At 65.2% G+C, this 19,465-nt stretch carries 17 protein-coding genes; 6 read left to right on the forward strand and 11 right to left on the reverse strand.

The window, feature by feature from the left end; translation table 11 throughout:
• Positions 1-12 precede the first annotated feature (12 nt).
• From E8M01_RS03400 to E8M01_RS03410, 3 genes are all read right to left on the reverse strand, one after another.
• Entirely contained in the window at positions 13-744 is a 732-nt protein-coding gene (locus E8M01_RS03400; RefSeq protein ID WP_136964428.1) for an amino acid ABC transporter ATP-binding protein, read from the reverse strand.
• A 10-nt stretch (positions 745-754) separates the two neighbouring features.
• A complete protein-coding gene (locus E8M01_RS03405) occupies positions 755-1,408 on the reverse strand; it encodes an amino acid ABC transporter permease (protein ID WP_136958823.1) in 654 nt (217 codons plus the stop codon).
• A gap of 118 nt (positions 1,409-1,526) precedes the next feature.
• Positions 1,527-2,285, reverse strand: a complete 759-nt coding sequence (locus tag E8M01_RS03410) for an ABC transporter substrate-binding protein (protein ID WP_136958824.1) — start codon at positions 2,283-2,285, stop codon at positions 1,527-1,529.
• A gap of 129 nt (positions 2,286-2,414) precedes the next feature.
• Between E8M01_RS03410 and E8M01_RS03415 the strand changes: the two genes are divergently transcribed.
• Positions 2,415-3,002, forward strand: coding sequence for a helix-turn-helix domain-containing protein (locus tag E8M01_RS03415; RefSeq protein WP_342778669.1), 588 nt, complete (start codon positions 2,415-2,417; stop codon positions 3,000-3,002).
• A 37-nt stretch (positions 3,003-3,039) separates the two neighbouring features.
• On the opposite strand, the gene E8M01_RS03420 is transcribed toward E8M01_RS03415, so the two are convergent.
• Positions 3,040-4,068: a fatty acid desaturase gene (locus E8M01_RS03420; RefSeq protein ID WP_136958826.1), complete on the reverse strand. Its 1,029-nt coding sequence runs from the start codon at positions 4,066-4,068 to the stop codon at positions 3,040-3,042.
• Between the two features lie 251 nt (positions 4,069-4,319).
• Between E8M01_RS03420 and E8M01_RS03425 the strand changes: the two genes are divergently transcribed.
• The 4 genes from E8M01_RS03425 to E8M01_RS03440 all read left to right on the forward strand — a co-directional run bounded on the left by E8M01_RS03425 (position 4,320) and on the right by E8M01_RS03440 (position 7,702).
• A complete protein-coding gene (locus E8M01_RS03425; RefSeq protein WP_136958827.1) occupies positions 4,320-5,018 on the forward strand; it encodes a Crp/Fnr family transcriptional regulator in 699 nt (232 codons plus the stop codon).
• 153 nt (positions 5,019-5,171) lie between these two features.
• The gene (locus E8M01_RS03430) at positions 5,172-5,474 is read left to right on the forward strand and encodes a GlsB/YeaQ/YmgE family stress response membrane protein (protein ID WP_136958828.1); all 303 of its coding nucleotides are present in this window, start codon (positions 5,172-5,174) and stop codon (positions 5,472-5,474) included.
• Positions 5,475-5,692: 218 nt separating this feature from the next.
• Positions 5,693-6,805 carry a sensor histidine kinase gene (locus tag E8M01_RS03435; RefSeq protein ID WP_136958829.1) on the forward strand — a complete coding sequence of 371 codons (1,113 nt, stop codon included), beginning with the start codon at positions 5,693-5,695 and terminating at the stop codon, positions 6,803-6,805.
• A gap of 102 nt (positions 6,806-6,907) precedes the next feature.
• A complete protein-coding gene (locus E8M01_RS03440; RefSeq protein WP_136958830.1) occupies positions 6,908-7,702 on the forward strand; it encodes an enoyl-CoA hydratase/isomerase family protein in 795 nt (264 codons plus the stop codon).
• A gap of 25 nt (positions 7,703-7,727) precedes the next feature.
• Here E8M01_RS03440 and E8M01_RS03445 read toward each other — a convergent pair whose 3' ends face one another.
• A complete protein-coding gene (locus tag E8M01_RS03445) occupies positions 7,728-8,744 on the reverse strand; it encodes a magnesium and cobalt transport protein CorA (RefSeq protein ID WP_136958831.1) in 1,017 nt (338 codons plus the stop codon).
• Between the two features lie 130 nt (positions 8,745-8,874).
• Complete coding sequence (locus E8M01_RS03450) at positions 8,875-9,930, reverse strand: glycosyltransferase family 4 protein (RefSeq protein WP_170182204.1); 1,056 nt, start codon at positions 9,928-9,930, stop codon at positions 8,875-8,877.
• Between the two features lie 206 nt (positions 9,931-10,136).
• On the opposite strand from E8M01_RS03450, the gene E8M01_RS03455 reads away from it, so the two are divergent.
• The gene (locus tag E8M01_RS03455; RefSeq protein ID WP_136958833.1) at positions 10,137-11,909 is read left to right on the forward strand and encodes an ABC transporter ATP-binding protein; all 1,773 of its coding nucleotides are present in this window, start codon (positions 10,137-10,139) and stop codon (positions 11,907-11,909) included.
• Positions 11,910-12,027: 118 nt separating this feature from the next.
• Here the strand turns inward: E8M01_RS03455 and E8M01_RS03460 are convergent, their stop codons facing one another.
• The 5 genes from E8M01_RS03460 to E8M01_RS03480 all read right to left on the reverse strand — a co-directional run bounded on the left by E8M01_RS03460 (position 12,028) and on the right by E8M01_RS03480 (position 19,448).
• Positions 12,028-12,423, reverse strand: a complete 396-nt coding sequence (locus E8M01_RS03460; RefSeq protein ID WP_136958834.1) for a response regulator — start codon at positions 12,421-12,423, stop codon at positions 12,028-12,030.
• Positions 12,416-13,471 (reverse strand): HWE histidine kinase domain-containing protein, encoded by a 1,056-nt coding sequence (locus E8M01_RS03465; RefSeq protein WP_136958835.1) that lies wholly within the window; start codon positions 13,469-13,471, stop codon positions 12,416-12,418. The genes E8M01_RS03460 and E8M01_RS03465 overlap by 8 nt, the downstream gene beginning before the upstream one ends.
• A gap of 550 nt (positions 13,472-14,021) precedes the next feature.
• The gene (locus tag E8M01_RS03470; protein ID WP_136958836.1) at positions 14,022-15,665 is read right to left on the reverse strand and encodes an ABC transporter substrate-binding protein; all 1,644 of its coding nucleotides are present in this window, start codon (positions 15,663-15,665) and stop codon (positions 14,022-14,024) included.
• A 61-nt stretch (positions 15,666-15,726) separates the two neighbouring features.
• The gene (gene pehA, locus E8M01_RS03475; RefSeq protein WP_136958837.1) at positions 15,727-17,307 is read right to left on the reverse strand and encodes a phosphoric/sulfuric ester hydrolase PehA; all 1,581 of its coding nucleotides are present in this window, start codon (positions 17,305-17,307) and stop codon (positions 15,727-15,729) included.
• 152 nt (positions 17,308-17,459) lie between these two features.
• Positions 17,460-19,448, reverse strand: a complete 1,989-nt coding sequence (locus E8M01_RS03480) for a peroxidase family protein (protein ID WP_136958838.1) — start codon at positions 19,446-19,448, stop codon at positions 17,460-17,462.
• Positions 19,449-19,465 lie beyond the last annotated feature (17 nt).

The raw sequence follows: 19,465 nt of genomic DNA on the forward strand, positions 1-19,465 counted from the left end.
ATGGATGTTCCTTCAGATCGGACGCAGCACGCGGCGCAGAAAGTCCTGCGTGCGCGCTTCCTTCGGGCTGCCGAGCACGTCCTCGGCCGGGCCCTGTTCGACGATCACGCCGCCGTCGATGAAGATGACGCGATCGGCGACCTCGCGGGCAAAGCCCATCTCATGGGTGACCACCACCATGGTCAGCCCCTCGTCGGCGAGGCTGCGCATCACGCTCAAGACCTCGCCGACCAGTTCGGGATCGAGCGCCGAGGTCGGCTCGTCGAACAGGATCGCCTTGGGTTGCATGGCGAGTGCGCGGGCGATCGCCACCCGCTGCTGCTGGCCACCCGAGAGCTGGGCCGGATAGGCCGCCTCCTTGTCGGCGAGCCCGACGCGGGCGAGCAGCGCCCTGCCCCGTTCGGCCGCCGCCTGCGGCGCCTCGCCCTTGACGAAGATCGGTCCCTCGATGACGTTTTCCAGCGCGGTGCGGTGCGGAAACAGGTTGAAGCGCTGGAACACCATGGAGACCTGCTGGCGGATCGCCTGGATCGTGCGCTTGGTCCGATCGACCGTCAGGCCCTCCACCGTGATGGTGCCGGCGTCATAGCTCTCCAGCCCGTTCATGCAGCGCAGGATGGTCGATTTGCCCGAGCCCGACGGGCCGATAATGCAGACCACCTCGCCCTTGTCGACGCGCGCCGTGAAACCCCGCACCACATGGTTCTGCCCAAAGCTTTTCTGGACGTCGATCAGTTCGATCATGGACATGGCGCTATTTCCGTCCGAACCGCTTCTCGAGCCAGGACACCAGGCCGATGAGCGGCAGGCACATCACCAGGTAGAGCATGGCGACCAGCGTGAAGACCGTGCTGTTCTGGAAGGTCGAGGCGGCGATCAGCCGGCCCTGCTGGGCGAGTTCGGCCACCGTGATGGTCGAGGCCTGCGAGGAATCCTTCAGCATCATCACCATGATGTTGCCGTAGGGCGGCAGGATGATCTTGAACGCCTGCGGCAGCACCACCCGGCGCATGGTCATCCACCAGCCCATGCCGATGGTCTGCGCCGCCTCGACCTGGCCGGGGTCGACCGCCTCGATGCCGGCGCGGAAATTCTCCGAGTGATAGGCCGAATAGGCGACGCCAAGCCCGATGATCGCCGCCTGCAGCGCGGTCAGCGTGATGCCGAGATCCGGCAGCACGAAATAGATCCAGAACAGCTGCACGATGATCGGAATGCCGCGGATGACGTTGACGATGGCGGCTGCGGTCATTGCCAGCGGCCTGATGCCCGACACCCGCATCAGCGCCCAGACCAGGCCGAGCAGGGTCGACAGCACGAGCGAGCCGGCCGTGACGACAATGGTCATCCAGACGCCCTGGGCGAGGATCGGCAGGAATTCCGTGGCTTGCCGGATGAAGCTCTGCATGGACGACCCTGGTCGCAAGGCGGAAACGAGGCGGCGCTTGTCGCCCCGCCGTCATGGCCATGGTGAAGGCAGGGACCGCGACGCCGGCCCCCGCATGTTCAACCTCGGCGGCTAAAGCTTATTCCTGGCCCCATTTCGCCAGCACGCGCTTGACCGTGCCGTTGGCCTGCAGCTTGCCGAGCGACGTGTTCAGCCGCTTGAGCAGCTCGCCGTCGGTCTTGCGCACGCCGAAGGCGACCGAGCCCGGAATGGTCGGCTTGTAGCTGCGCACCAGCCGCACTTCGGGGAAGCGGCCGAGCTGCAGATTATAGGCGGCGATCGGGAAGTCGGCGAAGCCGGCGCCGAGCCGGCCATTGTTCACGTCGCGCATGATGTCGGGGATGGTCTCGTAGATGCGGACTTCCGAGAACACGCCCGCGGCCTTCAACGGCTCGACGAAGGCGGTGCCGACCTGGACGCCGGCGACCTTGCCCTTGAGCTCGGCCAGCCCGGTATAATTGGTGCTGTCGGATTTCGGCACCAGCAGGCCTTCGCCATAGGTGTAGACGGTGTCGGAAAAGTCGATGACCTCCTTGCGCGCGGCGGTGGCGAACATGGCGGCCGAGATGATGTCGATGCGGTTGGAGGTCAGCGCGCCGATCAGCGCCGAGAACTGCATCGGCTCGACATTGACGTTGAAGCCCGCGTCCTTGCCGACCTCGGTGATCAGGTCGACCATGATGCCCTGGATGGTATTGGTCGCGGTGTCGAGGAAGGTGAAAGGAATGCCTGTCGGCGTCGAACCGACACGCAGGGTCTGGGTCTGCGCATAGGACGGGCGAATGGCGGCGGCGGCGAGACCGGCGCCGGCTGCGGTCAGGAATGTGCGACGTTTCATGGCTCTTCCCCTTGAGACGGCTTCTGCCGGAATTTTCATTGTCATGAAAATCTGTGCACGATCCGGGCTTGCTTGCAAGCTGATTTCACCAATATGAAATAGAACAGCACAGTCCTCGGAATGCCCGTCATGCCAAGTTCGGTCCTGCCCCTGCCAGCGACGGTCGACCGCGAGGTGGGCGCGCGCATCCGCGCGCTGCGCCAGGCCAAGGGCCTGTCGCTGGAGACGGTGGCAACCGCGGCCAACCTGTCGATCGGCTTCGTCAGCCAGATCGAGCGTGGCCTGTCGTCACCCTCGCTGAAGGCGCTGGCCTCGCTCGCCGACGCGCTGGGATTGCCGATCGCCGGCCTGTTCGAAGCACGCGCGCCCTCCGAGGAGGCCGGCACCATCGTCGTCCATGCCGACCAGCGCAGCGTCCTGCAGCTCTGGCGCTCGGGCATCGTCAAGCAATTGCTGACCCCTGACGGCCCCGACGCCGCGCTGAACGTCTTTCTGATCATCCTGGCGCCCGGCGCCTCGACCGGCACGGAGCCCTACAGCCATCTCGGCGAAGAGGCTGGCCTGGTGCTGGAAGGCGCGATCACGCTGACCGTCGACGCGCGCAGCTGGACACTCAAGACCGGCGACAGCTTCCGGTTCGAAAGCTCGCGGCCGCACCGCTTCGCCAATGCCGGCCAGGGCGAGGCCCGGGTCGTCTGGGTCAATGCCAGGACGTGAGGGCGAAACGAGCCATCCGCATGGACCGGACCAAACCTCACCGGCCCGCCATCGGCATGTCGCCAAAGGCGATGAGCCGCCGCGCCTGCTCGTCCCACAGCACCATGCGCACGCAGCGCAGGCTTTGCGGCAGGGTCAGCCGGCCGACCGCGACCAGTTGCGGATAATCGCGCAGCACCTGCGGCAGCCGGTAGTAGGGGATCCGGCTGCAGAGATGATGGACATGATGCATGCCGATATTGGCGGTGAACCAGCGCAGCACCGCCGGCAGGTCGTAATGCGAGCTGCCGTGCAGCGCCGCCTCGTGAAAACTCCAGCCGGCATCATGGGCCCAGAACGTGTCCTCGAACTGGTGCTGGACATAGAACAGCCAGACGCCGATCGATGCCGCGATCAGCGTGATCGGCAGTTGCACCAGCAGGAACGGACCAAGGCCGATCAGCCGGATCATCGCCGCCACCACCAGCGCAATGGCGAGGTTGGTCCCCATCGTGCTGAGCCAGGGCTGCCAGCCACGCGCCATCAGGCCGACCGGCAGCCGGTGCTGCAGGATGAACAGATAGGCCGGACCGATGCCGAACATGACAAGGGGGTGCCGGTACAGCCGGTAGCCGAGCCGGCGCCATGGCGGCAGGGTCTGGAATTCGGCCACCGTCAGGGTCGCGACATCGCCGATGCCGCGATGATCGAGATTGCCCGAACTCGCGTGGTGCAGCGTATGGGTGCGCCGCCAGAAGCCATAAGGCGTCAGGGTGATGACGCCGATGACGCGTCCGACCCAGTCATTGGCGAGGCGCTGGCGGAAGAAGGATCCGTGGCTGCAGTCGTGCTGGATCATGAACAGCCGGACGAGGAAGCCGGCGGCCGGCACGGCGAGCGCGAAGCCAAGCCAATAGCCGTCGCCGAGCGCGGCCCACATGAGCACCCAGAGGACGACCAGCGGCACCGCCGTGATGGCGATCTCGATAACGCTGCGCAGGCTGCTCGGCTCGCGATAGCGGGTCAGCAGGCGCGACCACTGACGCGGATCGACCGTCAGCCGACCATCAGGCTCTGGCTCAGACATCGGACACCCCGGCGACGCCGCGATGTCACGAATCTAGGCACGATTGATCCGCGCGGTCTGTGCAATATTGACCAGACCGCGCGGCCGGAAGAGCGGTAGATCGCGGGCCGCGATCCTGATCGAGGGCACGCCGTTTGGCTCACGCAGGCGATGTGTTCGTTGACGATCGCCGCGCCGCCTTGTGATAAGATCGCACCTGTCCTGGAGCAGCCGAACCGGCGTCTCCAGGTGTCGATGAAGGACGTCGTCCCATAGCGATCAAAGCCAAGCCGCCATTCGACGCAAAAGCTTTTCTCGCCAAGGTCGGCGAGGGGCGCAGCATTGGCAAATATCACAAGGATCAGGTCGTCTTCACCCAAGGCGACCCGGCCGACTCCGTGTTCTACATCCAGAAGGGCAAGGTCAAGGTCACCGTCATTTCCGAGCAAGGCAAGGAAGCGGTCGTCGCCATGCTGGGGACGAGTGATTTTGTCGGCGAGGGTTGCCTGGCCGGCCAGACGCGGCGCATCGCCACCGTCGCGGCGCTGGCCGAATGTGTCATCGTGCGGCTGGAGAAGGCCGCGATCATCCGGGTGCTTCACGACGAGCCCGCCTTCTCCGAACTGTTCATCGCGCATCTCCTGACCCGCACCATCCGGGTCGAAGAGGACCTGATCGATCAGCTGTTCAATTCGAGCGAGAAGCGCCTGGCGCGGCTGCTTCTGCTGCTGGCGAATTTCGGCAAGGAAGGCAAGCCCGAGCCGGTGATCGCCAAGATCAGCCAGGAAACGCTCGCCGAGATGATCGGCACGACGCGCTCGCGCGTCAGCTTTTTCATGAACAAGTTCCGCAAGCTCGGCTTCATCGAATATAATGGCGGCATCGAGGTGCACAGTTCGCTGTTGAACGTGATCCTGCACGACCAGCCGCAGATCAAGAGCGGACCGGACACGGACCAGGAGCCGCGCTGACAGGCGCAGACTGCCGGTGCGGTTAGCTCGCCCATGGATCGAATTTGACCGATCGGGTGAGCAATAGTGCACAGACCGCGCGCGGCCGGCGGAGCTATGCTGTCGGCGCTCCATGGGCGTGTCCCGTTCCGTCGAGATCTGAGGGAGGGTGCCATGTCGGGTGAAAGTCTGCTCATCATCATCGTGGTCGGCATTATCGCCGGCTGGCTGGCCGGCCAGATCGTGCAAGGCACCGGTTTCGGCATTGTCGGCGACCTGCTCATTGGCGTCGTCGGCGCGCTCATCGGCAGCTGGGTTCTGCCCCGCCTCGGCATCCACCTTGGCGTCGGGCTCGTCGCCGCGATCGTCAACGCCACCGTCGGCGCCTTGCTGCTGCTGGTGGCGATCAAGCTCATTCGTGGCGGCGGCGGCGGATGGCGCCGCGGCTGGGGCGGCCGCTGGGGCCGGGGCTGGTAACGCCTGGCCCGAACGGCGGATTGGCACCGGAACGACGGGCGCTGCTGGTGCCGCAGGCCGGCAAAGGTGAGCAATTTTATACAGACTCGGAGCCGGTCTGGCGGCTAGCCTGACGAGTGCCAGGCAGGCGCATCCATGCGCCTTGTGCCCGGCTCAAAGCCCCCGGCGATAGCGCCAACCGCAGGCTTGTTTCCCGGTGCCCCCAAAAGGGAAGCGCCATGTCACTTGAACCGTTCACCGGCCACCCGTGGCCCGAGGCATCGCTGGCCGCGCCGATCGATCAGTCACTCGTCGAAATCGACGAAGGCCGGGCGCTGGCCCAGGCCATCGTCGATACGATCCGCGAACCCTTGCTGGTGCTCGACAGGGACCTGCGCGTCGTGCTCGCCAGCCGGTCCTTCTACAAGATCTTCCGGGTCAACCGGCAGGACGTCCAGGGCCGGCCGGTCCATGCGCTGGGCGACGGCCAGTGGGACATTCCCGAGCTTCGGGCGCTGCTGGACAGCATCATCCGCCAGCACACCGTGATGGAGGCCTATGAGGTCACCCGGGACTTTTCCGCGATCGGGCGGCGGACCATGCTGCTGAACGCCCGCAAGCTGTTCTACCGGGACAACACCCACACGACGATCCTGCTCGCCTTCGAGGATGTCACCGAACGGCGCGCGGCCGAGCGGGAAATGATCGACCTTCTGCAACAGAAGGAGACGCTGCTGGAAGAGATGCAGCACCGCGTCGCCAACAGCCTGCAGATCATCGCCAGCATCCTGTTGCTCAAGGCGCGGACGGTGCAATCGGAGGAGACGCGACGGCATCTGCAGGATGCCCATCAGCGGGTCATGTCGGTCGCGACCATGCAGCAGCAGCTCCAGCAATCGAAGACCGGCGACCTGATCGAGCTCGGCCCCTATCTGACCCGGCTGTGCGAAACCCTCGCCGCGTCGATGATCGGCGACACCCGCACCATCGCGCTGAAGGTGCAGGTCGAGCGTGGCACCGCCTCGTCCAGCCAGGCCGTCAGCCTCGGCCTGATCGTCACCGAACTGGTGATCAATGCGCTGAAACATGCCTTTCCGAGCGAACAGGTCGACGGCCGCGTGGTCGTCGCTTACGATTCGGCCGAACCGAACTGGCGGCTGTCGGTATCCGACAATGGCATTGGCCGGCCGATCGGCCATCCGGACAAGACCAGTCCCGGGCTGGGCACCAGCATCATCGAAGCGCTGGCGCGCCAGCTCGGCGCCGGCGTCGGTGTCCTGATGGACCCGCAGGGTACGACGGTCTCGATCACCCACGCCACGTTCGCGTCGCCCTCGCCGACCGCGGTCTGACCGCGCCAGGCGGCGACCAGGCCTGCGATGGCCCGCGCTTGCGTTCATCGCCCCGACGGCCTCTCATCGGCACCGACCATTTCGATCGGGAGAACGCCATCCATGGGAGACAATCCTGTCGCCGTGACCAGGTCCGGCAACGGCCGCCTGGCCCATGTCGTGTTCGACACGGGAACGCCGGCCAATGCCCTGTCGATCGAGGTCATGCAGGCGCTGCACGACTGCGCGGCCGGGCTGCAGCGGGACCGCGACGTGACGGCGATCGTGCTCGGCGGGCGGGCCGACCGGTTCTCGCTCGGCTTCGATCTGAAGGCCGCCGGCGGCCGGCTCGATGTCGGCCTTGCCGAGCGGCGCGAGCTCATCTCGATCGGCCCGCGCATGTGCCGCGCCTGGGCCGAGATCGAAGCTTTCACCGTCGCGGCGATCGAGGGCTGGTGCGTCGGCGGCGGTGTGGCGCTCGCCGTCTCGCTCGACCTGCGCGTGGTCGGCCGCGGCGCCACCCTCTATGTGCCGGAGATCGAGCGCGGCATGAACATGAGCTGGGGCTCGCTGCCGCGGCTGGTCAACCTGGTCGGCCCGGCAAAGGCCAAGCGCATCGCCGTCCTGGCCGAACGCATCGATGCCGAACGCGCGGTATCATGGGGCCTGGCCGACGAGATCGCCGATGACGGCCAGGCGGTCGCCGTCGCGACCTCCTTCGCCACACGCGCGGCAAGCCTGCCGCCGGTCTCGGTGCGCATGTGCAAACAGGGTATCGACCTCTATGCCAATGCCCTGGCGCAGGCGGCGAGCGGCCTCGACCGCGACCAATATCTGCTCGCCATGACCGGCGAGGACTATGCCGAAGGGGTCGCGTCCTTCCTGGACAAGCGCGAGGCGCACTGGACCGGGCGGTGATACCGCGCCGAGACGCACCCTGCCCTTACAGCCAGCCGGCGCGGCGGAAGCGCCAGAACAGCACCGAGCAGGTGGTGGCGATGATACCGACCACCATGTAGTAGCCGTACTCCCAGTGCAGCTCCGGCATGTGCTTGAAGTTCATGCCGTAAATCCCGGCGATGGCGGTCGGCACGGCGATGATGGCGAGCCAGGAGGCGAGCTTCTTGGAGACCGCGGTTTCCTGCGCCTGGCCGACCAGCAGGCTCGCCTCGAAGGCGAAAGCCAGCACCTCGCGCAGCGAATCGATCTGTTCCTGGATCGTCTTGACGTGATCGGTGACGTCGCGAAACAGCGGCTGCATGGACGCGCGCACCATGGCCAGGTTGTCGTGCTCGAGCCGGCGGCAGACCTCGACCAGCGGGCCGACGGCATTGCGCAGGCGCAAGAGGTCGCGCCTGAGCAGATAGAGCCGTTCGATCTGGGCCCGTCCCATGCCGTTGGCCAGCACCAGCGCCTCCATCGTCTCGACCTCCTCCTGGATGGTCTCGAGCACCGGCGAGTAGTTGTCGACGATGAAATCGAGGATCGCGTAGAGGATGTAGTCCTCGCCGCGCGCCAGCGCCCGCGGGCAGCTTTCGCAGCGCTCGCGCACCGGCGCATAGGAGGTCGAGGCGCCGTGGCGCACCGAGACCAGGTAACCCTCGCCGACGAACAGATGGGTTTCGCCGAAGGCGATGCTGCCACCAACCAATTGGGCGGTCCGCGCCACGATGAACAGGCCGTCGCCATATTGCTCGATCTTCGGCCGCTGGTGGGCGTGATCGGCATCCTCGATCGCCAGGTCGTGCAGATGGAACTGCCGCTGCACGCTGGTCAGCACCGCCAGGCTCGGCTCGTGCAGCCCGATCCAGACGACATGGCCCGGCCGGCCGCGCCAGCTGCTCGCCTCGTCTATGGCAATGCTGGCGACACGCCGGCCATCGACATAGACACCAGCCGCGACGACGCCTTCGGAGGACACCGCCTCGGTCGGGACGATTGTCGATGACGCAACATTCATGGCTTGCGTCCTTGTGGTGAGCGCCGTGGGTGGCGGCGCGATCAAGCTTCGCCGGCAAGGCTAGCACCGCAAGGAAGCGCGTCAAATGTGGTTGCTGCGCGCCGGTCGGTGGCTGGGGGCCAGCGCAGGCCTAGGCCTTCACCAGGCGCGGCTGGCTGCGCCGGTGGTCGATCAGGCCGTGATAGACCTGCAGATAATCCTGCGCCATGCGGCGCGCGGTGAACCGCTCCTCGAAGCGCCGGCGGACCGTGCCGCGTGACAGCGCCGCCGCGGCATGGACCGCGCCGGCGGCACTGGCTTCGTCCTCCACCACGAAGCCGGTGACGCCGTCTTCGATGATTTCCGGCACGGATCCGCGGTTGAAGGCGACCACCGGCGTGCCGCAGGCCATGGCCTCGATCATCACCAGGCCGAACGGCTCGGGCCAGTCGATCGGCATGAGCAGGGCGATCGCGCCGCTCAGGAATTCCGACTTCTGGCCATCGCCGATTTCGCCGATGAACTCCACCTCGGCCCCGGCAAGCAGCGGGCGGATCGTCTCGTCGAAATAGTCCTGGTCGGCACGGTCGACCTTGGCGGCGATCTTCAGCGGGATGCCGCAGCGCCGGGCGATGCGGATCGCCCGGTCGACACGCTTCTCCGGCGAGATCCGGCCGAGAAAGGCGAGATAGGACGGGCGTACCGGTTGCGGTCGCAACAGATCCGCGGGCAGTCCGTGATGGGTCGTCGCGACCCAGTTGGCCCGGGGGATCGGCCGGCGCTGCGCATTCGAAATCGAGACGAGGGGAATGGCGGAATAGGTCGCGAAGACCGGTTGATGCTCGGGCAGGTCGAGCCGCCCATGCAGCGTCGTGATGAACGGCGTCGGCTGCCGCGATGCCAGCGAAAAGGGATAATAGTCGAGGTGAAAATGCAGCAGGTCGAATTCGTGGGACCGCCGGCAGACCTGTTCGATCATCATCATATGCAGGGCGTTCGGATCGCGCACGGTGCCGTCGAGACGCAGGGCGCGCGGCCAGATCGGTTCGAGCTTGGCCGAGGTGATCGAATCTCCGCTGGCGAACAGCGTGACGTCCTGCCCGAGCGCGACCAATTCTTCGGTCAGCCAGGAAATGACCCGTTCGGTGCCACCATAAAGGGTCGGCGGAACGGCTTCGGTCAGCGGAGCGATTTGCGCAATCCTGATCAAACGACATCTCCTCGTTCGGGGGCCAGGCCTCGGCCGGGCCATATCCCGAAGGCATGACTGCCCGATCGAGGCCCGCCCAAAATGCATCACATTGCGACGGTGTTATGGACGCTGCTGCCACGCGAATTTCTTCGCAAACTGTCCCGCGCGCATCAGGGGGACGATCCGAGACCCATCGTTCGGGACAGAAGGTGCATTGACCATTGAACCAGGATTTTTCGCGTTACCGAGACCGGCCGCTGGCGCTTCTCGCGCGCTATATCGCGCGCCGCCCGCTGGCCCACGGCGTCATCCTGGTGGCCGTGCTCGGCGCGGTCGCCTGTTCGGTCAGCACCCAATACGGTGTCAAACTTCTGGTCGACACGCTGTCCCAGGCGCCGGGACAAGGCAGCGGCCCCTGGCTCGCCTTCGTCATCCTCGTCAGCTTCGTCGCCGCCGACAATCTGCTGTGGCGGGTCGCCAGCTGGGTCGCCAGCTCGACCTTCGTCAACGTCACCGGCGACGTCAGGTCGGAACTGTTCCGCCATCTCACCGGCCATGCGCCGGGCTATTTTCTCGAACGCCTGCCGGGCGTGCTGACCAGCCGCATCACCGCGACCTCCAATGCGGTCTTCCAGATCGAGAACATGTTCGTCTGGAACGTCCTGCCACCCTGCGTCGCGACCATCGGCTCGATCGCCTTTCTCGCCATGGTCAATGTCACCATGGCGGCGGTGCTCGTCGTCATCGCCGCCGTCATGATGATCGTCATGGTGCGCATCGCGGCGGCCGGGCGCCCGCTGCATCATGACTTTGCCAGGAAGGCGGCCGCGGTCGACGGCGAAATGGTCGACGTGATCGGCAATATGGCGCTGGTCCGGGCGTTCGGCGGCATCGCCCGGGAACATTCCCGTTTCGATACGACGGTGGCCCGGGAAATGAGCGCGCGCCGGCGCAGCCTGCTCTATCTGGAGAAGCTCAGGCTGACCCATGCGCTGGTCGTCGTCGCCATGATGCTCGGCCTGCTCGCCTGGGCGATCCTGCTCTGGCAGTCAAAGCAGGCAACCGCCGGCGACGTCGTGCTGGTCTGCACGCTTGGCCTGTCGGTGCTCAGCGCCACCCGCGATCTCGCGGTCGCCCTGGTCGACGTCACCCAGCATATGGCGCGCCTGTCGGAAGCGCTCGCGACCCTGCTGTCACCTCACGAATTGGGCGATCATCCCGAGGCCTCGACGCTGGTGCCCAATGGCGCGCGCGTCACCTTCGAAAACGTCTCGTTCCGCTATCCGAGCGGCAAACAGGTCTTCGACGGTTTCAGCGTCGATATCGCGCCCGGCCAGCGTGTCGGCCTTGTCGGCCGTTCCGGCGGCGGCAAGTCGACGCTCGTTGCCCTGCTGCAGCACTTTTATCGCGTCCAGGACGGGCGCGTGCTGATCGACGGGCACGATATCGCGCGGGCAACCGAGACAAGCCTGCGCAATGCCATCGCCATCGTGCCGCAGGACACGACGCTGCTCAATCGCACCCTGTTGGAAAACATCCGCTACGGCCGGCCGGACGCAACCGACGAGGAGGTCTGGCAGGCGGCGGTCGCGGCGCGCTGCCGGCCCTTCATCGAGAACCTGCCGCAGGGCCTCGACACGATGGTGGGAGACCGCGGCGTCAAGCTGTCGGGTGGCCAGCGCCAGCGGATCGCCATTGCCCGGGCCTTCCTGAAAAACGCGCCTCTGCTCATTCTCGACGAGGCCACCTCGGCGCTCGACAGCGAGGCGGAAGAAGCGATCCGCGAGGCCCTGGAAAGCCTGATGGCGGGCCGCACCGTGATCACCATCGCGCATCGCCTGTCGACCTTGCGCAATTTCGACAGGATCCTGGTGCTGCAAGGCGGCAAGCTGATCGAGGACGGCGCGCCGGAAACCCTGATGCGCAATCAGGGCCCATATTATGGTCTGGTCAGCCGCGAGCTCGACCGGCTCTCCGAGCAGGCGGCGGCCTAGCCGGGAGCATCGGCGATCGGCCGGGGGAGACCGGCATGATCAAGACAATTCCGGGCGACGTCGCCTTCGCCCGGATCGATCGCCGAGCCTGGATCGATGGCCTCGATCCGCAGCTCCGTCACGAGGCGGACCGGACGTGACCGGTCGATCCCGGAGCGAGCAGACGGGCCAGGATGTCGCCCAGTTCCTTCTCCATGAATGGCTTGGTCAGAAGCGGCCGGTCGCGGTAGCCGTCTCTCATGCCGTGCTGGCTGTAGCCGGTCGAGAAAACGAACGGCACGCCATGCGCGGCCAGCGCGTCGGCCACGGCATAGGTCTTGTCGCCGCTCAGGTTCATATCCAGCATGGCGACGTCGAACGTGTGCGCATCGATCAAGGCAAGGGCCTGGTGAACCGAAGCGGCAGCCAGCACCGACTCACATCCAAGGTCGGCCAGCATGTCTTCGATCATGATGAGGACCAGCATCTCGTCCTCGACGACGAGGACACGCCGACCGGCGAGCACCTTATCCATGACGCGCGCCGATCGGTGCGGGAAAGTCGATCGTGCAGACGGCGCCGTCCGTCCGGTAGGCGAGATCAACCGTGCCCTCCAGTTCGTGAACCAGACCGCGCTCGATCACCCGCGAACCGAACCCTTTCCGGGACGGCAGCGCCACAGGCGGGCCATCCTTCTCCTGCCAGCGCAGGACAAGCCGGTCGCCCTCCGGCGACGGCTTGGTCTTCCATGAGATCAGGACCGACCCGGCCTTGTTGGAGAACGCGCCGTATTTCACCGCATTGGTGGCGAGCTCGTGGAACGCGATCCCGAGAGCAAGCGCAACCTTCGGCGTGACGCGGATATTCCTGCCGGTGATGACAAAGCGCTCCGACCGGCCATTGGCCACCCCGAACGGCTCAAGGGCCGCCTTGACCAGGTCGAGCAGTCCCGCACCTTCCCAGTTCTCGCGGGTCAACAGATCGTGCGACCGGGAGAGCGCGAAGAGGCGCGACTCGATGGCTTCCCGGATCACGGCCGGATCCGAGGTATTCCGCAAGGCCTGCGAGACGATCGACTGAACCGTCGCAAGGGTATTCTTCACGCGATGGTTCAATTCGTCGATGAGCATCTTGGACTGGGCCTGCTCCCGCTTGTGATCGGTCAGGTCGACGAAGGAGGCGAAATGCTGAACGACGTCACCGCTTTCGTCCCGAACCGGGCTGATCAGGATCGCCGACCAGAACAGGCTGCCATCCTTGCGGCGATAGGAAATTTCCGAACCGCCGACCCGGTTGCCCGCGAAGGCGGCTTCGATGCGCCCCAGTGAATCGGGATCGGTGCCACGCGCCATCAGGAAGTTGAAGCTCTGGCCGAGCACTTCCTGGCGGGCGTAGCCGGTCAGATCGAGAAAGGCATCATTGGCAAAAATGATCGGATTGCCGGTCACGCCCGCATCCGTAAAAAGCATCGCCATGCGTGTCGTTTCGGCCGCGACGACGAACGGACCAAGGTCTTTGCGAAAGCTCTCGACGCCTGCTTCAGCGACTTTTTGACCTTCGGACTTGATGACGATTTCGGGCATGCCTTGGCTTTGTCCGGTTGTCTGGCGGCCGCGGCTGCTCAGCAGCGCGGCAGGCTGCGGGAAGCCTTATGCCAGTGACGCGAATATTCCATGTTTTCCGGACAGCGACCGCCCCCGACCGGTCGCCTCTCATGGCCTGCCGATGTTGTCCGACGAACGCCTGCAATCACCGACCGGCCGATCGTCGGACCGCGGATCAGTACCAGCGCCCACGGCCGAACCAGCCGCCGCCCAGCAGAACAATGGCAAGAATGATGATGAGGAGTGTGGTGGTATCCATGGAGTGCCTCCGGAGCGACCTGCCTCTTCGAGATCGCACGCTCAGCGCAAACAACGTCGAACGCCGCGTTTGGTTCCAATGGAGTGACCCGATTGCATCTCCGTGCGGCCAAGGCACGGTCTAATCGATTGATTTTATATATTATTTCCTCAAGACATCAGAAAAAGAGGCGGCTCACGGGCCCCGCCAGGGGGCCCGTGTCCAAACAGTTCTGGCGCCATGCGAATTTCCCGGACCGGGCTCTAAGGCATGTCACGGTCGCCTGCGGGTTCAGCTCCGCCCGCCCCAATTGCCGTTGGTGAAGTCCATCGCGAAGGCCGGCGAGGCCTTCCACTGGAGCGACTTCGGCTTGCCGGTGAACGTCGCGTTCTGATGCAGCACGGTATAGGCGGGATCTTCACGCTCGCAGATTTCCAGCATCCGCCGGAACATCTGCTTGCGCTCGGCCCGGTCCATGCTCGACTCGAGCCTGACCGACAGCCCGTTCATCTCGGCATTGGTCCACTCGCCAACCTGCTGCTGCTGGCCGTTGGGGCCATGCTGCGCCACAAGCGATGAGACGGGATCGTTGAACGGCGCCGAATTCGACCAGTCGCGGACCGCGCGCGTCGGGGTCTTTTCGAGAATCTGCGCCCAGTTTTCCTTCATCTGGATCTCGATGTTGAGGCCGGCTTCGCGCCACATCTCGACCAGCACCTGGGCCGTCGCCGATTGATTGGTATAATAGTTGTTGAGCAGCCGATAGGGGATCGGATCGCCCTTGTAGCCGGCTTGCTTGACCAGATCGCGGGCCAGCTTGACATCGAAGTCCGGCACCTTCCAGTCGGCGACCAGCATGTCGGCGTAATAGTCCCACTGCAGGCCGCGCGGCACGACGGTGCGGCCCGACCACAGGGCGGCGACGATCGCCTCGCGATCGATCGCATGGGTCATCGCGCGGCGGATCAGCGGATTGGCCAGCTGCGGATGGTTCTTGTCGAAAACGGTGAGGCGGTGATTGAGGATGGTGCCGCCCTGAACCTCGAAGGCGCGGTTCTTTTCGATGTGCTCGATCTGATCGGGCGGAATGTCGCAGGCGAACTGAAACTCGCCGGACAACAGGCCGTTGATGCGCGATGCGACCTCCGGGATTTCCAGGAAGCGAATGCGCTTCAGCGGCGGCCGGCCGCCCCAATAGTCGTCATGCGCCTCGAGCAGCAGCACATTGTCGGCCTTGAACTCCACCACCCGATAGGGCCCGGTGGTGACCGGCTTGCGCGCCCAGTCGAGATAGGACTGCGACTCGGCCCAATCGCGCCGGCTCATGATCTGGCTGCCATAACGCGAGATGCGCCCCTCCAGCGTCACATCCGGCGTGCCGTTGACGAAGCGGACGGTATATTTGTCGACGATCTGCACGCCGAGGAGAGCCGGCCAGCCGCGCCGCGCGACCGCCGGGATCTCCGGCGGCAAATCCTTGCCCGACCGGCTGTTCGGCGCCTGCTCGGTAATCGAGATGGTGGTTCCCGCCGAAGGCTGGCTCTCGCCGAACATGCGCTCCTTGCCGAAGGAGAAGGCGACATCCTCGGCGGTCATCTCGTCGCCATTGTGGAATTTGACGCCGCGGCGGAGATTCAGCTCGATGGTCTTGTCGTCGATCCGCTTCCAGTCGGTCGCCAGCGACGGAACGGCCTCGAGCTTGCCGGTCCAGTTGCGGCCGATCAGGCCTTCCCACAAGGACGAGAAGAAGATCCGCTCGCCGACATTGGATTGCTCGCGCAGCACGTCGAGCGTGTTGGAATTCGAGACCTTCTGAACCGCGATGGTGATCGACGGCCTGTTGTCGGCCTGGCCGATCGCAAAGCGCGGAAGCAGCAGAGTGCCGGCGCTGCCGGCGGCGTAACCAAGGGCTGTGCGGCGGGTGATGCGCGTCATGGTGATCTCCAAGAGGGCTGGAAGGCTGCCGGCGGGCGATGCCGCCGCTTATGCAATGGCGTCAGGTGACCGTCCGCAGGCGCACCGCGGCGCCCGATTGCGGATCGCGCCGCTCCAGGCCGTGAGGTGTCGAGCGGTAATGGGTGAGCGTCTTGTCGGCGTGGATCATTCGCCACGACAACATCTTCTGCGCGAAGCGGCGGACGAGGTCGGAATAGGCCGGGTCCTCGGCGAGATTGTTGAACTCGTCCGGATCGGCCTTGAGATCGAAGAACAGCGGCGGCAGCGCGGCGAAGTGCACGTATTTGTAGTCGGCATCCTGCACGACGCAGAGGCTGGCTTCGTCCATGTGCAGCTCGGCGCTCGTCTGCGCCGCCGAATAGTGCACATCGCGAAAGTCATATTCGTAGTGCAGTTCGGTGCGCCAGTTCGCCGGACGTTCGCCGCGCACCAGCGGCAGCACCGAGCGGCCATCGCAGGCGCGCGGCGGCTCACCGCCGAGCCAGTCGATGATCGTCGGCATCACGTCGACGCTTTCGGTGAAGGCGCTTTCGGCCTGCCCGCGCGTGCCGGCGATATCAGGCGCCTTGACGACGAGGGGAATGCGGAAGCTCTCGTCGTAGAAGCCGATCTTGCCGAGCAGGTGGTGGTCGCCGAGCTGCTCGCCATGGTCGCTGGTGAAGATGACCAGCGTGTCGTCCCATTGGCCGGTCTCGTCGAGAAAGGCGAAGACCCGGCCGAGACAATCGTCGATCTCGGTGATCAGGCCGCAATAGGTCGCCCGCATCTGGCGCAGCTCGGCCTCGCTCAGCGTATGGCCATGGCCCTCGGCGCCCTCGAAGAACGAGCCCTTGGCGATGGTGTCGATGTAGAATTTCAGCAGCGGATGCTGGGCTGCTTCGTCATCCCAATGTTTGGCGCGCACCGGCGCCGGCATGTCTTCCGGCCGGTACATGGCGTGATAGGGCGCGGGCGCGACGAACGGCGGATGCGGCCGGTAATAGCCGAGATGCAGGAAGAACGGCTTGCCGTTCCGCCCCTTCAGATAGGTCAGCGCGCGCTCGGTGAAAAACGACGAGTCGGAATATTCCTTGGGCAGCCGCGACGGGCGCTCGGTCGCCCCCGGCACGGCATCTTCGCCTTCCGGCAGCCAGATCTCTTCGCGCCGCGGCGGCAGCTTGAAACCCTGCTGCTCGATCCAGCCGAAATAGCCGTCCATGTTCGGCTCGAACGCGCCAACCGAGCGAAAGCCGTCCATCAGGTCGCCGAGCACCAGGAAGCGCGGATCGTTCGGCGAGGTCGTGCGCGGGTCCGGCGCGGTGGTGGTGTAGCCGATCAGGGCCGGATCATAACCGAGCTCACGCAGCGCCTTGCCGAGGTTGAAGTGCCGGGCATCCAGCGGCACGGTGTTCTGCACCGCCCGGTGGTTCATCAGGTAGAGGCCGGTCAGGAGGCTGGCGCGTGCCGGGCCGCAGGGAACCGCGGTCGTCACGTGATTCTCGAAGGTCACGCCTTCCCGGCACAGGCGATCGAGGTTGGGCGTGCGCAGGAACGGATCCTTGCCCTTGCGGCGCATCAGTTCGGGGATGAAATCCGCCCGCCATTGATCGACAACGATGAGCAATACGTTCCGTCGCGCCAAGACCGCCTCCAAGCTGAAGCCGTTCAGCTATGGGGTCTTCGCAACGGGCGGATGACAGGCCGGTGGCATCGATGCGAGGTCCACAGGAATGCCCGGAAGACAAATCCTCCGACGGTCAGCCCGATCGACCGAAGCCGTGCGGCGCACCCGCGTCAGGTGTCGAACAGGAAATCGTGCCGGGTGAGCTCATAAGGCCGCACGCCGGTGAGTTCGATCCGGTCGTCGCCGACCTGCACCATCGTGTTGCCATGGTCGCCCCAGATCTTCACGTGGCGAAAGTCCAGGCGGCCGGCATTTTCAAACACCAGCATGTCGATGCCGGGATCGAAATCGGTGATCCGGGCCTTGGTGGCGCCGAGGTCGAACACGAAGCGATCCGCGCCGTCATGGCCGGTCATCGTCTGCCTGCCGGTTCCGGCGAACAGGTAGTCGCCCTGCGGGCCGCCGATCAACGTGTCGTTGCCATTGGAGCCGATGACGATCTGGCGGGCTTCGGGATCTTCGGACGCCACGCCGCCGGCAAGGCCGGTGTGCCGCACATAGGTGACGAAGACATCGTCCTGGATATGTTTGGTGTCGGTATTGCGCAGAATGATATCGGCCAGCGTCGTGTCCTTGATCGCCGACAAGGTCCTGGAATCGAACCCCTGATTCTCGAACCACAGCCGGTCGCCGTCGCGCAGCGCCTCGAACTGCAGCGTCATGATGGTCCGGAAGGTTTCGCCGACCAGCGCGCCGGCCACGTGATTTTCCGAAAGGCCGCCGGTCCACAGGCCGACATTGTTGACATGGCCATAAGCCGCTTTCAGTCCGGCCAGCGTCTCCGGGTCGCTGGTGATCTGGGCGAAATCGGTATAGCGGGCGAGGCCGAGCGCTTCACGGGTCTGGTTCAGCGTGCCGAGGCCAAGGTCGCGCGCACGCTGGATATTGATCGCCGCGAGATCCAGGGACACCGGCGGATCGGCGAGAAAATTGCGCAGGTCGTCGACGATACGCGCATCGAGCGCCTGTGACGGATCGGCGGCCAGATGGCGCAATTGTCCGTCGGCGCCGCCATTGTCGATGAAATTTGCCGCCGGCTGGAAGAACACGTCTTTCAGGTCTTCCTCGGAGCCGGCGATGACCTGGCCGTTTTCCGCAAGGCCTTCGGTCTCGCCCGACACGATCGAATGGCCGAAACGGAACGCCGCGGCGACAAATTCCAGCGACAGATGCGGATCGACAGTTGCGTCATAACCCGCATAGGGCGTGAGCGCGTTCTTGCCGAGCAGGTTCGGCAGGAATTCCGAATAGGTGATGTTGGCGATTTCCGCCGACACGATCGCGCGGGCATGGTCGTAGAGCTTGTCGCCGCTCCAGGCCGGATGCTCGCGGTGCAGCCTGTCGACCTGATAATTGTGTTCGCGCACGAACAGCGTCTGCAGCGCGGTGAGCGCCGGATTTTCCGCGGCGCGGCCATCGCCGGCGACCACCATGCCGTTGACGATGGGCAGATTGTTGCCCGGCGACGTCGCCATATGGCCGTCGGCGGTGCGCAGGCTGGCGGCGGTCGCGGCGTTCGACCCATAGACCATCGAGGCATCGAGCCAGGCGCTGTTGGAATTGATCGCCATGGCCGGACGGGATGTGCCCGCGCCGGTGGCCGGATCGATGACCGCGCGGGTGATCGGAATGATCGTGCCGGGGGCAAACACCGGATCGCCGGCGGGAACCACGACGCTGATGTCGTTGACGCCGTCGGTCCGGGTCAGCGTCAAGTCGTGATCGATGAACTGGCCCCAGGCATACATGAAGGCGGAAACCCCTTCCGGGTTCGCCACGTCAGGGTCGCCGGCGCCGACCACGAGATTGCTGATGGTGCGGGCATTGTTGCCGCCGAGCGGCGCCGAAATGCCGTCGGCGAAATGCGCCGGGCCAAGCCGCGCGAATTCGGTGCCGGCGGCGTTGAGATCGGCGTCGGATCGATTGTTCTGCGAACCGTCGAAGCTTCGGTATTCCATTTTTCCCGGCTGCGGCCCCGGTTGCCACGGCGGACAGTGCGGCGATTGGTGCGCGAAAAAGAAGTGGTCGGCAAAATCGCCGAAGTCGAAATCGTCCTGGTCGCGGTCCTTGTGTCCCCAGGTCCACTTGAACTGACGCATTGGAGGGTCCTTGTTTT

Origin of the sequence: Phreatobacter stygius, from assembly GCF_005144885.1 — a bacterium.
Taxonomy (GTDB): Bacteria; Pseudomonadota; Alphaproteobacteria; order Rhizobiales; family Phreatobacteraceae; genus Phreatobacter; species Phreatobacter stygius.

Bases quoted from the DNA above. Each gene is read 5' to 3' on its own strand.
- E8M01_RS03400 (WP_136964428.1), bottom strand. From the start codon at position 744: ATGATCGAACTGATCGACGTCCAGAAAAGCTTTGGGCAGAACCATGTG.
- E8M01_RS03405 (WP_136958823.1), bottom strand. From the start codon at position 1,408: ATGCAGAGCTTCATCCGGCAAGCCACGGAATTCCTGCCGATCCTCGCC.
- E8M01_RS03410 (WP_136958824.1), bottom strand. From the start codon at position 2,285: ATGAAACGTCGCACATTCCTGACCGCAGCCGGCGCCGGTCTCGCCGCC.
- E8M01_RS03415 (WP_342778669.1), top strand. From the start codon at position 2,415: ATGCCAAGTTCGGTCCTGCCCCTGCCAGCGACGGTCGACCGCGAGGTG.
- E8M01_RS03420 (WP_136958826.1), bottom strand. From the start codon at position 4,068: ATGTCTGAGCCAGAGCCTGATGGTCGGCTGACGGTCGATCCGCGTCAG.
- E8M01_RS03430 (WP_136958828.1), top strand. From the start codon at position 5,172: ATGTCGGGTGAAAGTCTGCTCATCATCATCGTGGTCGGCATTATCGCC.
- E8M01_RS03435 (WP_136958829.1), top strand. From the start codon at position 5,693: ATGTCACTTGAACCGTTCACCGGCCACCCGTGGCCCGAGGCATCGCTG.
- E8M01_RS03440 (WP_136958830.1), top strand. From the start codon at position 6,908: ATGGGAGACAATCCTGTCGCCGTGACCAGGTCCGGCAACGGCCGCCTG.
- E8M01_RS03445 (WP_136958831.1), bottom strand. From the start codon at position 8,744: ATGAATGTTGCGTCATCGACAATCGTCCCGACCGAGGCGGTGTCCTCC.
- E8M01_RS03460 (WP_136958834.1), bottom strand. From the start codon at position 12,423: ATGGATAAGGTGCTCGCCGGTCGGCGTGTCCTCGTCGTCGAGGACGAG.
- E8M01_RS03465 (WP_136958835.1), bottom strand. From the start codon at position 13,471: ATGCCCGAAATCGTCATCAAGTCCGAAGGTCAAAAAGTCGCTGAAGCA.
- E8M01_RS03470 (WP_136958836.1), bottom strand. From the start codon at position 15,665: ATGACGCGCATCACCCGCCGCACAGCCCTTGGTTACGCCGCCGGCAGC.
- E8M01_RS03480 (WP_136958838.1), bottom strand. From the start codon at position 19,448: ATGCGTCAGTTCAAGTGGACCTGGGGACACAAGGACCGCGACCAGGAC.